At 70.2% G+C, this 13,911-nt stretch carries 10 protein-coding genes; 6 read left to right on the top strand and 4 right to left on the bottom strand.

Annotated features, from left to right (window positions below; genetic code table 11):
• Positions 1-10 precede the first annotated feature (10 nt).
• From OG272_RS05535 to OG272_RS05510, 6 genes are all read left to right on the top strand, one after another.
• Positions 11-520: a flavodoxin domain-containing protein gene (locus OG272_RS05535; protein WP_327730981.1), complete on the top strand. Its 510-nt coding sequence runs from the start codon at positions 11-13 to the stop codon at positions 518-520.
• Between the two features lie 664 nt (positions 521-1,184).
• Complete coding sequence (locus OG272_RS05530; RefSeq protein WP_327730982.1) at positions 1,185-2,774, top strand: oleate hydratase; 1,590 nt, start codon at positions 1,185-1,187, stop codon at positions 2,772-2,774.
• A gap of 167 nt (positions 2,775-2,941) precedes the next feature.
• Positions 2,942-3,388: a pyridoxamine 5'-phosphate oxidase family protein gene (locus OG272_RS05525; protein WP_327730983.1), complete on the top strand. Its 447-nt coding sequence runs from the start codon at positions 2,942-2,944 to the stop codon at positions 3,386-3,388.
• 286 nt (positions 3,389-3,674) lie between these two features.
• On the top strand, positions 3,675-5,936 hold the full coding sequence (gene pflB / locus OG272_RS05520; RefSeq protein WP_405892713.1) for a formate C-acetyltransferase: 2,262 nt from the start codon (positions 3,675-3,677) through the stop codon (positions 5,934-5,936).
• Positions 5,933-6,679 carry a pyruvate formate-lyase-activating protein gene (pflA, locus tag OG272_RS05515; RefSeq protein ID WP_327730985.1) on the top strand — a complete coding sequence of 249 codons (747 nt, stop codon included), beginning with the start codon at positions 5,933-5,935 and terminating at the stop codon, positions 6,677-6,679. Before pflB ends, pflA begins: the two co-directional genes overlap by 4 nt.
• A 201-nt stretch (positions 6,680-6,880) precedes the next feature.
• A complete protein-coding gene (locus OG272_RS05510) occupies positions 6,881-8,365 on the top strand; it encodes an anion permease (RefSeq protein ID WP_327730986.1) in 1,485 nt (494 codons plus the stop codon).
• Positions 8,366-8,655: 290 nt separating this feature from the next.
• Here the strand turns inward: OG272_RS05510 and OG272_RS05505 are convergent, their stop codons facing one another.
• The 4 genes from OG272_RS05505 to OG272_RS05490 all read right to left on the bottom strand — a co-directional run bounded on the left by OG272_RS05505 (position 8,656) and on the right by OG272_RS05490 (position 13,884).
• Positions 8,656-10,179 (bottom strand): aldehyde dehydrogenase family protein, encoded by a 1,524-nt coding sequence (locus OG272_RS05505; RefSeq protein ID WP_405892710.1) that lies wholly within the window; start codon positions 10,177-10,179, stop codon positions 8,656-8,658.
• Between the two features lie 147 nt (positions 10,180-10,326).
• Positions 10,327-11,604: a GAF domain-containing protein gene (locus OG272_RS05500; protein ID WP_328507798.1), complete on the bottom strand. Its 1,278-nt coding sequence runs from the start codon at positions 11,602-11,604 to the stop codon at positions 10,327-10,329.
• A 173-nt stretch (positions 11,605-11,777) separates the two neighbouring features.
• On the bottom strand, positions 11,778-12,377 hold the full coding sequence (locus tag OG272_RS05495; RefSeq protein ID WP_327730989.1) for an N-acetylmuramoyl-L-alanine amidase: 600 nt from the start codon (positions 12,375-12,377) through the stop codon (positions 11,778-11,780).
• 298 nt (positions 12,378-12,675) lie between these two features.
• The gene (locus OG272_RS05490) at positions 12,676-13,884 is read right to left on the bottom strand and encodes an ROK family protein (protein ID WP_405892707.1); all 1,209 of its coding nucleotides are present in this window, start codon (positions 13,882-13,884) and stop codon (positions 12,676-12,678) included.
• Between the last annotated feature and the right edge of the window lie 27 nt (positions 13,885-13,911).

Raw genomic sequence — 13,911 nt, 5'->3', positions numbered from 1 at the left:
GTGGACCGCCATGCCCGGCAGCGTGTTGGTCACCTACGGAACGACGAACGGATCCACCGCGCGGATCGCCGAAGCCATCGCCGACGTTCTGCGCAAGGACGGGCTGACCGTCGAGGCACGGCCCGCCCGGTCCGTCGCGAGCGTGACGTCGTACGACGCGGTGGTCGTCGGCGGCGGGCTCTACGCCGGGCGTTGGCACAAGCACGCCCGCCGCTTCCTCCGCCGTCACCACCGTGAGCTGGCCGAGCGGCCGTTGTGGCTCTTCAGCAGCGGCCCGCTCGACGCCTCGGCGTCGGAGCGGGACATCCCGCCCGTACCCGGGGTGAAGAAGGCCATGGCCCGCCTCGGGGCCGAGGACCATGTCACCTTCGGAGGCTGCCTGGAGGAGGGCGCCAAGGGATGGGTCGCCGGGATGATCCTCTGCAACGGCAAGGGCGGGGACTTCCGGGACTTCACCGCGATCGAGGAGTGGGCGGCGCGCATCGGGACCGAGCTGACGGGGGGAGCGGAGACAGGCTGAGCCGTCCGCGTGGGGCGGAAGGGCGCGTCGGCCGGCCCGGGTTCCTGACCCGAAGGAAGGGAGTCCGGGCCGGCCTTGGCTCCGGCCCGAGGCCGGAGCTTCGGACGAACCACGGCCCCGTCCCGCTGATGGCCGTGCGGTAGCCGCAGGGTGCTATGACGGTCACGGCGCCGGTGTACCACAGCAGGGTGTCGACGACGGAGCCCGGCCCGTTGCCGGACCTCCGTCCGGGTGGCAGAACCACTGGACACACGGCGCCGCCCCGACATGCACTCCGCTCGTTCCATCGGCGAACCTGTGCGGTCGACTTCGCCGTACAGGTCCGGGCCTGCCGGACAACGCCGAGCGACGGTGGGCGAGTTCGGTCCCACGCGACGATCCAGAGACGAACCGCTCTCGGGCCAGGGGCTCCTGAGCCATGACCAGGTCCAGGGCGGGGGCCGTCTTGAGTACAAGGTCGGCGCGTGACCCGGGCCGGGGCCGCCGACGGCGTCTCGGCTCCGAGCCGTCCCCACCCGGACTCCTGTCACCGGGACCCGAGCCGGCCGGGGCCGGTCGGTCCGGGCGCTGGTGCCAGGCGGCCCACTGACGTCGGTCAGGGGCACGGGAAACCCTGGAGTCCGGGGTTCCCGATCACGGGGCGAGAGCAGCGAGGAGATGTGTGATGGCGAAGGCGTATCTGGTGGGCAGCGGTATCGCGGCGATGGCCGCGGCGGTGTACCTGATCCGTGAGGGCGGGTTCGACGGGAGCGACATCCACCTCTTCGAGGAGCACCGGCTGACGGGCGGCAGCCTGGACGCGGGCGGGACACCGGAGACGGGTTACACCATGCGTGGCGGGCGGATGTTCGAGGCCGAGTTCCGCTGCACGTACGACCTGCTGTCCCGGATCCCCTCCCTCGACGACCCGTTCGTGTCGGTGACCGAGGACATCCTCGCCGCGTACGAGGACTTCGGCTGGGACGACGCCGCCCGTCTCGTCGGCGCGGACGGGACGATCACCGACGTACGGTCGATGGGGTTCTCCGAACACGACCGGCTGGACCTGGCCAGGTGCCTGGTGACGCCCGAGAAGAAGCTGGACGGGAAGAGGATCACCGACTGCTTCGGCGAGCGCTTCTTCACCACGAACTTCTGGTACATGTGGAGCACCACCTTCGCCTTCCAGCCGTGGCACAGCGCGATCGAGTTCCGCCGCTACCTCAAGCGCTTCATCCACCTCTTCCCGGCCTTCGCCTCGATGTCGGGCATCCAGCGGACCCGCTACAACCAGTACGACTCCGTCGTCCGTCCGCTCGGGAAGTGGCTGCGGGAGCGGGGCGTCACCGTCCACACCGGCTGCCGGGTGCGGGACCTGGTGCTCGCGGCGGGTCACGGCACGACGGTCGAGCGCATCCTCCTGGCCCGCGAGGACCACGACGAGCACGCCGAGGGACACGACGAGCACATCGAGGTGGCCCCCACCGACCTGGTCCTGGTCACCAACGGTTCCATGACCGACGCCTCCACGCGTGGCTCACACACCACCCCGCCCCCGCGCCCGCCGCGGTGCTCGGACGCGTGGCTTCTCTGGCACCGGGTGTCCCGCGGACGCGACGACTTCGGCGACCCGGGCGTCTTCGACAAGAGCGTCGGGGAATCCCAGTGGGAGTCGTTCACGGTCACCGCCGAGGACCCCGCCTTCCTCGACGCGCTGGAACGGTTCAGCGGCCGTGCGACCGGAAAGGGCGGGCTGATGACGTTCACCGCCTCCAACTGGCTGCTCACGATTGTCGCCAACCACCAACCTGTCTACCGGGACCAGCCGGAAGGCGTCACCGTCTGGTGGGGCTACGCCCTCTTCCCCGACAAGCCGGGCAACCACGTCGACAAGCCCATGACCGAGTGCTCGGGCGCGGAGATCCTCGAAGAGGTGCTGCACCACCTGCCGTTCGACGAGGACGCGAAGGAACGCGTACGCGCCACCTCCACGGTCGTCCCCTGCCTGATGCCGTACATCACCAGCCAGTTCCTGGTCCGCCGCCACGGCGACCGGCCGCGGGTCGTGCCCAAGGGGTCGGTGAACCTCGCGTTCATCGGACAGTTCGCCGAGGTCCCCGACGACGTTGTCTTCACCGTCGAGTACTCCGTACGCACCGCGTGGACCGCCGTCGCGGACCTCCTCGGCCTCGACCGCCGGCCACCCGAGGTCTACAAGGGCCACCACGATCCCCATGTACTGGCGAAGGCCCTGGAGACCGCACGGCGCCGATAGCCGGCCCGGAGCGGTTCCCGCAGGTCCGAGCCGGTGCGGTGAGCCGACCGGACGAGGGCGCCGGGGCCGCTCTCCGGCCGTCCTGGACCGATGGACCCTCGTCCCCGCCACCGTCGCCGCGCAGCATGGGACGTACACCGATGTTCCGCCTCAGGTTGGACCCTGTGATGAATCCCCACGACGGCTTCCGCGAACTCGACCGGCAGTGGTGCCTGTGTCTCCTGGCCAGAGCCTCCGTCGGCCGCGTCGTCCACACCCGTCACGCCCTGCCCGCGGTCCTGCCCGTGCACTTCTCCCTCGACGCGAACTCCGCCGTGGTGCTGCGCACCGCGGCGGATTCGGAGCTCTGCCGCGCGATCGACGGCGCGGTGGTTGCGTTCGAAGCGGACGAGGTCATCGCGGCCCCGCCGTCCGGCTGGAGTGTCGTCGTGACCGGCCGGGCCACGGTGGTGACCGACCCCGCCGAGCACACGCGGCTGTCCCGGACCGGTCCGCGGTGCTGGGGCACCTCCTCCGAGGAAGAGGACGTCTTCATACGCATCGAGCCCGAGCTCGTCACCGGCCGTGAACTCGTCGGCGGGCACACGATCCGCGGGGTGAATATCGCGTCCTGAGCGCCGGCCGGCGCCCCGGACACACGGCGTGCGCCCCGCCGGGCCCCGGGCACCGGCAGGGCGCCGGGCACCGGCAGGTTGTGTCGTCGCGCTGGGAGACGAGGGGCCCGACCGGGCCCGGTCACTCGGGCACATCGGCCCTGGAAGCGTCCTCCACCGAGGGCCGGACGGCATCGTACCGGGCACCCGAGGGCCCTGTCGGACGCCGCCGAAGCGGACGAGCATCGACAGCGGAGACGTCAGCGGGATCCCGTGGACGGTGTCGTGAACATATGCGGAGGCAGTGATGACCACGGTGGTACCGACAGGCGCGGAGGCACCCGAGTCCGCGTGGCGCGGCTTCACGGGCGAGCGCTGGCGTGACCGGATCGACGTGCGCGACTTCATCCAGGCGAACTACACGCCCTACGAGGGCGACGCGGGCTTCCTGGCCCGCCCGACCGACCGCACCCTCGCGGTCTGGCACAAGGTCAGCGCCCTGTTCCCGGAGGAGCGCCGAAAGGGCATCCTCGATGTCGACCCGGGCACCCCGTCCACCATCACCTCGCACCGGCCGGGCTACATCGACCGCGACCGTGAGCTGATCGTGGGCCTGCAGACCGATGCTCCGCTCAGGCGGGCGATCATACCGAACGGCGGCCTGCGGATGGTGGAGAACGGGCTGAAGGCGTACGGCTACCAGCCGGACCCGTTCGTCGCACGCGTCTTCGGTACCTACCGCAAGACCCACAACGACGGTGTCTTCGACGCCTACACCCCTGAGATGCGCGCGGCCCGCAAGGCGGGGATCATCACCGGGCTGCCGGACGCGTACGGCCGTGGCCGGATCATCGGCGACTACCGGCGGGTGGCGCTCTACGGCACCGACCGCCTCGTCGAGGCCAAGCTGGCCGAGCGCGCCCTGCTGGACGCGCGGCCCTCCGGCCCGGACGTCATCCGCGACCGGGAGGAACTCGCGGAGCAGATCCGGGCGTTGGGCGAGCTGACGCGGATGGCAGCATCGTACGGCTGCGACGTCTCCCGCCCCGCAGTCACCGCGCACGAGGCCGTCCAGTGGCTCTACCTCGGCTTCCTCGCGGCGGTGAAGGAGCAGAACGGCGCCGCGATGTCGCTGGGCCGTACCTCGACCTTCCTCGACGTCTACCTTCAGCGGGACCTGGACGAGGGGGCCATCGACGAGACCCGCGCCCAGGAGCTGATCGACGACTTCGTGATCAAGCTGCGGATCGTGCGGTTCCTGCGCACCCCCGAGTACGACGCGCTGTTCTCCGGCGATCCGACCTGGGTGACGGAGTCCATCGGCGGTATCGGCGCCGACGGGCGGACGCTGGTCACCCGGACCTCCTTCCGCTTCCTGCAGACCCTGTACAACCTGGGGCCCGCCCCCGAGCCCAACCTGACCGTCCTGTGGTCGTCCCGACTCCCCTCCGGCTTCAAGGAGTTCTGCGCCCGGGTCTCGATCGACACCAGCGCCGTGCAGTACGAGTCCGACGACCTGATGCGGCCGCGCACCGGTGACGACACCGCGATCGCCTGCTGCGTGTCCGCGATGGCGGTGGGCAAGCAGATGCAGTTCTTCGGCGCCCGTGTCAACGTCGCCAAGGCGCTGCTGTACGCGATCAACGGCGGGCGCGACGAGATCACCGGCGAGCAGATCGCCCCCGAGGCGCCCGCACTGACCCGCGAGTACTTGGACTACGAGCAGCTGTCCGCGGCGTACGACCACATGCTCGACTGGCTGGCGGCCACGTACGTCAACACGCTCAACGTCATCCACTACATGCACGACAAGTACGCCTACGAGCGCATCGAGATGGCCCTGCACGACCACCCCGTACACCGCTTCATGGCCTGTGGCATCGCCGGACTCTCGGTCGCCGCCGACAGTCTGTCCGCCGTCAAGTACGCGCGCGTCAAGGTGATCCGGGACGCGACCGGGCTGGCCGTGGACTACGAGATCGAGGGCGACTACCCCGCGTACGGCAACAACGACGACCGCGCCGACGCCCTCGCGACCGATCTCGTGACGTCCTTCATGGCGAAGGTGCGCGAGCACCCCACGTACCGCGACGCCGAACACACGCAGTCGGTGCTGACCATCACCTCGAACGTCGTCTACGGCAAGCACACCGGCAACACCCCCGACGGCCGCCGCACCGGGCAGCCCTTCGCACCCGGCGCCAACCCGATGAACGGGCGGGACCGGCACGGTGTGGCCGCCTCCGCGCTCTCGGTGGCCAAGCTGCCGTACGAGCAGGCCCGCGACGGTATCTCGCTCACCATGACGATCACCCCGGAGGGGCTGGGCCACGTGCCCGGCGAACGCGCGGGCAACCTGGTCGGCATCCTTGACGCCTACATGGCCGCCGGCGGGTTCCACATGAACGTCAACGTCCTGGACCGGGCGACGCTGGAGGACGCGATGGAACACCCGGAGAAGTACCCCGAGTTGACCATCCGGGTCTCCATGTACGCCGTGAACTTCGTGCGGCTGACCCGTGAGCAGCAACTCGACGTGATCAGCCGGACCTTCCACGGTGCACGGTGAGCACCGTGACCGACCGGACGACGGGCCGGATCCACTCCTGGGACCTGTCCACGGGAGTGGACGGTCCCGGGACCCGGTTCGTGCTCTTCGTCTCCGGCTGCCCGCTGCGCTGCCTGTACTGCGCCAACCCGGACACCTGGCACATGCGCGACGGCCGGGAGACCTCGGTCGACGAGGTGATGGCGGAGATCGAGAAGTACCGTGTCTTCATCACCGCGGCGGCCGGGGGAGTGACGATCACGGGGGGCGAACCCCTGCTCCAGCCCGCCTTCACCGGCGCGGTCCTGCGCCGCTGCAAGGCGGCCGGACTGCACACCGCCCTCGACACCTCCGGCTTCCTCGGCGCCCGCGCCACCGACGAACTCCTCACCGACACCGACCTGGTGCTGCTGGACAGCAAGTCCTTCGACGTCAACACCTACCGGAAGCTGACCGGCGGCGAACTTTCCCCCACCCTGAACTTCGCCACCCGCCTCGACCGGCTTGGCATACCCGTGCGCATCCGGTATGTCCTGGTGCCCGGCTGGACCGACGACGAGAGTGCCGTGGACGGCCTGGCCCATTTCCTCGCCGGGCTCGGCACCGTGGCACGCGTCGACGTCCTGCCCTTCCACAAACTCGGCGCGGCGAAGTACGACGCCCTGGGGATTCCGTTCCCGCTACGCGACATCGCCGCGCCGGACCCCGCTCTGGTGAGCCGGGTCTGCGAGCAGTTCCGCGCCCAGGGTCTCCTGGCGGACTGAAGGCGGACTGAAGACCCACGGCGCCCCTCGGGCCGAACGGCACCGCGTGTGGGTGCCGTTGGTCCCGGGATCAGGGCCCACCGTCCGCTGCCGTGCCGAACGCCCCGACATGACCATGGACTTGCAGGCGCCACCGCGCCATCGCACAAGGGAACAGAGCCTCATGGCTCTGCGGAACTCTGCGGAACAGGGATGTGGGGCATGAGGCAGTACGTGGACACAGCACCGGGCACCGGCTCCGGGCCGGAGCCGGTGCGGCGGAAGACCCACGGCGATCAGCTGTGGACGGCCATGAAGTGGGTCCTCCCCGTCGTGGCCGGAGTCGTCATCTTCTTCCTGCTGCCGAGGCCGGACGAGGTCAGGCCGGCCGGCTGGGCGGTCCTGGCGATCTTCGCCGCGACGGTCCTGGGCCTGATCCTGCAACCGCTGCCGCTGGCGGCGGTCGCGCTCGTCGGGCTGACAGCGACCATGATCACCGGGACGCTGGAACCCGATGTCGCCCTGGGCGGGTTCTCCGAGCCGACCATCTGGCTCATCGTGGCCGCGTTCTTCATCTCCATCGGCTTCACCAAGACCGGCCTGGGACGGCGCATCGCCCTGCTGTTCGTCCGGACGCTGGGCAGGAGCAGCCTCGGCCTGGCCTACGGCGTCACCCTCACCGACCTGGTGCTGGCCCCGGCCACCCCCAGCAACACCGCCCGCTCCGGCGGCGTCATCCAGCCGATCATCCGCTCGCTGAGCGTGAACGCCGGCTCGGAGCCCGGCGATGAGAGCAGATGCAAGCTGGGCGCCTACCTCAGTGTGACCGCGATGCAGGTCAACACCGTCACCAGCGCGATGTTCCTCACCGCGATGGCCGCCAACCCGCTGGTCCAGAAGTTCGCCGCGGAGGAGGGCGTCGACCTCAGTTGGACCCGCTGGGCGGTCGCCGCGTCCGTCCCGGGGCTCATAGCCCTCCTCGTCCTCCCAGCGTTGCTGTACCGGGTCTATCCGCCGGAGTTGCGGGACACCCCCGAGGCGCCGCGGCAGGCCCGCGCCGAACTGGCCGACCTCGGCTCCATGTCACGCCACGAGTGGATCATGGGCGGGACCTTCGTGCTGCTGCTCCTGCTGTGGTCCGTCGGCGGCCAGGTGTACGACCTGTCGGCGACCACCAGTGCCTTCACCGGAGTTGCGGTACTCCTGGTCACCGGAGTGCTGACCTGGAGCGACCTGGTCGCGGAGAAGGGCGCCTGGGCGACGCTGGTGTGGTTCGCCGTGCTGGTGATGATGGCCGGACAGCTTCAGGAGCTCGGCGTGATCGGCTGGTTCAGCGACTCGATCACTCACACGACCGAAGGCCTCGGCTGGCAACAGGCGTTCGTGATCCTCACCCTCGTCTACCTCTTCTCGCACTACCTGTTCGCCTCCAACACCGCCCATGTGGCGGCGATGTACGCGGCCTTCCTGGGCGCCGCGATCGCCACCGGCGCACCGCCCCTGATGGCGGCCCTGGTCCTGGGATTCGTCAGCTCGCTGTACGGCGGCCTGACCCACTACGCCTCCGGACCGGCACCGGTGCTCTTCGGCGGCGGCTACGTCACCCTCGCCGAATGGTGGCGCACCGGGTTGATCGCCGCCGCGGCCAACATCGTCATCTGGATGGGCGCCGGAGCCGCTTGGTTCGCTGTCCTTGGCTACTGGTGAGCCAGGAGGCTTCGTTCGCTTCGTTTGCTTCGATTCTGCCGATGCCCCAAGAGTTCACAGAGCTCTCGGATCGAGGAGTCGATGAGGCATTGGGAGGAACCGGGGGCCGGTGGCCGTTGAAGTCGCGCCAGCCGGGAACTGGCCCGGATATATCCCGGAACAGCTGGTCAGAGGTGGGATAGCGGTGGGAGATATCGGGAGCAGAGCCGTATTTCGACTCGTTGCCTAAGTGTAGGCTCCGGAGGGCGCCTGACGGGCATTTGCCCAGGTCAGGCGCCCTTTATCTGTGCCTAGAAGAAGCCCAGCTTCCTCGGCGAATACGACACCAGAAGGTTCTTCGTCTGCTGATAGTGGTCCAGCATCATCTTGTGGTTCTCGCGGCCGATGCCAGACCCTTTGTAGCCGCCGAACGCGGCGTGGGCCGGGTAGGCGTGGTAGCAGTTGGTCCAGACGCGGCCCGCGTGGATGGAACGGCCCGCGCGGTAGGCGGTGTTGGCGTCCCGCGTCCAGACGCCCGCCCCGAGGCCGTACAGGGTGTCGTTGGCAAGCTTGATGGCGTCGTCGAAGTCGTTGAACGAGGTCACGGAGACGACCGGTCCGAAGATCTCCTCCTGGAAGATCCGCATGCGGTTGTCGCCCTCGAAGATCGTCGGCTGGACGTAGTAGCCGCCCTTCAACTCGCCGTCATGCTCGATGCGTTCACCACCGGTGAGAACCTTCGCGCCCTCCTGCCGGCCGATGTCCAGGTAGGAGAGGATCTTCTCCAACTGGTCGTTGGAGGCCTGGGCGCCGATCATGGTGTCGGTGTCCAGGGGGTGCCCGGTCTTGATCTGCTCGGTGCGGGCGACGGCCGCCTCCATGAACTCGGCGTAGGCGCCGCGCTGCACCAGCGCCCGCGACGGGCAGGTGCACACCTCGCCCTGGTTGAGCGCGAACATCGTGAAGCCTTCGAGGGCCTTGTCACGGAAGTCGTCGTTCGCCGACCACACGTCGTCGAAGAAGATGTTCGGCGACTTCCCGCCCAGTTCGAGGGTCACCGGCGTGATGTTCTCCGAGGCGTACTGCATGATCAGGCGCCCGGTCGTCGTCTCGCCCGTGAAGGCCACCTTCGCCACCCGAGGACTCGACGCCAGAGGCTTGCCCGCCTCCACTCCGAACCCGTTGACGATGTTCACCACTCCCGGTGGCAGCAGATCCGCCACCAGGCTCAGCCAGACATGGATGGACGCCGGGGTCTGCTCGGCCGGCTTGAGCACGACCGCGTTGCCCGCCGCCAACGCGGGCGCCAGCTTCCACGTGGCCATGAGGATCGGGAAGTTCCACGGGATGATCTGGGCGACCACACCCAGCGGCTCGTGGAAGTGGTACGCCACCGTGTCGTCGTCGAGCTCCGCCAGCGAGCCCTCCTGCGCGCGGATCGCCCCCGCGAAATACCGGAAGTGGTCGATGGCGAGCGGGATGTCGGCGGCCAGCGTCTCGCGCACCGGCTTGCCGTTCTCCCAGCTCTCCGCGACCGCCAGCTTCTCCAGGTTCTCCTCCATCCGGTCGGCGATCTTCCGCAGGATGTCCGACCGCTCGGTCACGGACGTACGCCCCCAGCCGGGCGCGGCCGCGTGCGCCGCGTCCAACGCGCGCTCCACGTCCTCGCTCGTACCCCGCGCGATCTCCGTGAACGGCAGCCCGTTCACCGGACTCGGGTTCTCGAAGTACTGCCCGCGCGCCGGCGGCACGTACTCACCCCCGATGAAGTGGTCGTAACGCGACTCGTAGGAGACGACCGCGCCGTCCGTACCGGGCGCTGCGAAACGGGTCATGAATACCTGCCTCCCGAGAAGCGCCACCCGCCGTTGGGCGGCTCTCGCGAGGAGGCTAGGAACCCGAATGTTGCAACGACGTTGCGCGGCCACGCTTTCGCAGAGAAGCCCGGAGCACGTGCGATACCGGCGTCCTGGAGACAGCGCTCAGGGGCCCCGAAAATGCTCCCACCCCGGTGGTGCCGACAGCTCCGACTCCAACTCGCGCAACCGGGACCATACGGCCGGTGCCGGTCGTACGGCCGCGAGCGCTCGCCACACGTCCAGGTCGTCCTCGCCCCAGGGGCAGTGCGACCAGTCCGCCAGGAGATCGGGATCGCGGCGTGCTATCAGGGCGGTGCGCAGTCCGTCGGCGAGCCTGTGTCGCAGCCGTACGACGGCCGGCGCCTGCGAACCCGGCAGCAGCGGACCCCGGTACGCCGACACGGCCGCCGTCACCGCGCCCGTCTCCAGCCTCCGTTCCACGACCGCCACGTCGGACTCGACCGGAAGGGTGAGCCGATACGGCCGCGACCCGAGCAGCCCCGGCCCGAGCAGGCGACGCAGCCGCGCCAGTTCGGCCCGCAGTGTCACCGGCGTCACCGACTCGTCCTCGTACAGTGCGCACAGCAACTCGTCGCCGGAGAGACCCTCCGGGTGTCGGGCGAGCAGCACCAGGATCTCGCTGTGCCGAGGGCTGAGCCTGATCTTCCGCCCCCCGACGAGGAGTTGGGCCTCGTCGCGCCCCAGAGCGGCCAGTTCGAGCGCGTCGGCCGAAGCCCCGGGCGGGGTGAGCAGGGCGAGCTGGGACTCGGCTGCCCGGGCCACCGCCTGCACGAAGCCGAGGCTGTGCGGATGCGCCAGGCCGTCGCCGCCGGTGATGTCGACCGCGCCGAGCACCCGCCCGGTGCGCGGATCGTGCACCGGCGCCGCCGCGCACGTCCACGGTTGCACCCGCCTGATGAAGTGCTCGGCCGCGAACACCTGCACGGGCCGGTCCACGGCGACCGCGGTGCCCGGCGCGTTCGTCCCGACCGCGGACTCCGCCCAACGCGCCCCCGGTACGAAGTTCATCCGGTCCGCTCTCCGTCTGGTCGTCGCGTCCCCCTCCACCCACAGCAGCCTGCCCTGTGCGTCGCACACGGCCAGCAGATGCTCGCCGTCCGACGCGAACGTGCCCAGCAACTCGCGGACCAACGGCATCACCCGGGCCAGCGGATGCTCCGCGCGGTAGGAACCGAGGTCGCCGTCCGTCAGTTCCACGCACGCGGTGCCCTCCGGCCCGACACCAGCCCTCGCCGAACGCCGCCACGAGTCCGCCACGACGGAACGCACCGGTCGCGCCATCGTGCCCTGCTGCGTGAACGCCTCATGCGCGCGGCGCAGCACCCGCACTCGCTCGACGGGATCGGCTCCCGGCTCCAGAGCCACCCATGGATCGGTCAACTCGGCCTCCCGGGAAAGCACTCACTGCAGGAACCCATCGTCACCGCCGAAGGCACGCCCCGACAAGCCACGCGGTCCCCCTCCCCGGATCGGACGGTCCTGGATCGCTTGGGCCCGGACGACCTCGGAGGATGCGGCCCGGATCACCCGAGGCGGCGTCGGTCCCGACCGGGTCAGGCGGCGTTGACCAGGCGTATGTAGCGATCCCAGTCCCAGTGCGGTCCTGGATCGGTGTGGTCGGTGCCCGGCACCTCGTAGTGACCGATGATGTGGGCGCGGTCCTTCGGTATGGCGTACTTGTCGCAGATCGCCGAGGCGAGCGCCGCAGACTGCTCGTACATGGCACCGGTGAAGTACTCGGGCCGGTCGATCCAGCCCTCGTGCTCGATACCTATGCTCCGCGCGTTGTAGTCCCAGTTGCCCGCGTGCCAGGCGATGTCGCGCTCGCGGACGCACTGGGTGACCCGTCCGTCGGCCGACCGGAGCACGTAGTGCGCGGAGACCTGCTTCGCCGGGTTCCAGAAGACGGGCAGGGTGTTCTTGTACGTCGTCTGCGTCACATGGATGATCAGCAGATCGACGGGCTGGCCGGTCGGGCGGTCGGCCGCGGTGTAGTTGGCCGCGCTCGCCGGCTCCCACCGGCCGTGCGCGTAGTCGACGGCCGGCGAGTGGGCGCCGGCCCGGGGGTTCGGGAGCAACGCGTAGGGGATCGCGGCGAGGGCGGTGCCCTGCAACAGCCGTCGCCTGCTCGGCAACGGCCTGGCTCGCTCCATCTGGGTTCGCCTTTCGGGGATGGGGATTCCGCTCGGACGTCGTACGCGAAGACGCATCCGCTGGTCGAATGGCTGCGCCTCGCGTGAATCACGGTACGGCGATTGCCGATCGGGCCGTCCGAGCGTGTGGAAAACGGTGGCAAAGCAGTGAGTTGTGGATAACTTCGTCACCCGGAAGAGGGAAGCGGCCGACGCAGGCCCACGAACCGCGTAGGCCCACGAACCGCGTAGGCCCACGAACCGCGTAGGCCCACGAGCCGCGTAGGCCCATGAACGGTGGTGGGGTGCGGTGGCCGCGCTACGGTCGTACGCCGACCGTCGCCGGATCGTCCAGCACACCCCGCACCACCGAGTGGGCCGCGCCCAGCAGCGGTCCTTCGGAGCCCAGCCGGGACACGGTCACGGCGCAGGCCGGACCGGCGGTCCGCCGCGCCAGCTCCCGCTCCAGCGAAGGCAGCAGCCAGGGCGCGAGGGCGGCCAGGGCGCCGCCCAGCACCACGGTCTCCGGGTCCAGCAGATTCACCGCGCCGGTCAGCGCGATACCGAGCGCCGTGCCGGCGCCGCGCAGGGCCCGGTGCACATCCTGGTCACCGGCGGCGGCCCGCTCGGCGAGGAACTCGACACGGTGCTCTCCCGGTTCCAGTCCGGCCGCCCGCAGCACGGCCTCCTCACCGGCGTACTGCTCCAGACAGCCGCGCCCCCCGCACGCGCAGTCGGGGCCCTCCGGTCGTACGGGAATGTGCCCCAACTCGCCCGCGAAACCGCGCGTTCCGCGGAGCAGTCGACCGTCCACGACGACCGCGCCACCGATGCCGATCTCCGCGGAGACGTGCAGGAAGTCGTGCGGTGTGCCGTCCCCGAGCCAGAGTTCCGCGAGGCCGCCGAAGTTGGCCTCGTTGTCCACGGTCACCGGCAGGCCGCCGGGCAACAGGGCACCCAGGTCCGTGTCGTGCCAGTCGAGGTTGGGGGCCCGGACCACGGTCCGGGCATCGCCTGCCACCAGCCCGGGCACGGCGACTGCGAGACCCGCGGGCCACAGGCCCTCGCCCTCCGCCTCGGCGACGACCCGTCGGACGAGGTCGGTCAGTTCGTCGATGACCGGCTCGGGCGACCGGCCGCGGTTGGTGCCGTGCCGTACCGCGCGAGCCCGTACCTCACCGCGTAGATCCACGGCGCAGACCGCGAGGTGGTCGACACCGATCTCCGCGCCGATCCCGGCGGGGCCGCGACGGCTCAGGGCGAGCGCCGAGCCGGGCCGTCCGACGCGGCCGGGGCGCTCGGGCCCCAGCTCCTCCAGGAGCCCCGAGCGGATCAGCTCGTCCACCAGCGTCGACACGGCGGCCCGGGTCAGACCGATGCGCGAGGCGACGGCGGCCCGGGACAGTGGTCCCTCGGCGTTGACGGTGTGCATGACCCGGGAGAGGTTGCGGCGGCGCATGCCCTGCTGGTTGTCGGGCAGGCGACGGCCCGAGCCGCTCGGGTGGGCTTCGTGCAGCGGTGCGCTCATGCCTCCCTCGGCTCCCGTCGGAGTGTC

It is taken from the genome of Streptomyces sp. NBC_00104 (assembly GCF_045160825.1).
Classification (GTDB): Bacteria; Actinomycetota; Actinomycetes; order Streptomycetales; family Streptomycetaceae; genus Streptomyces.
Note: the sequence above shows the minus strand (reverse complement) of the source record. Positions and strands in the feature narration are given on the sequence as shown.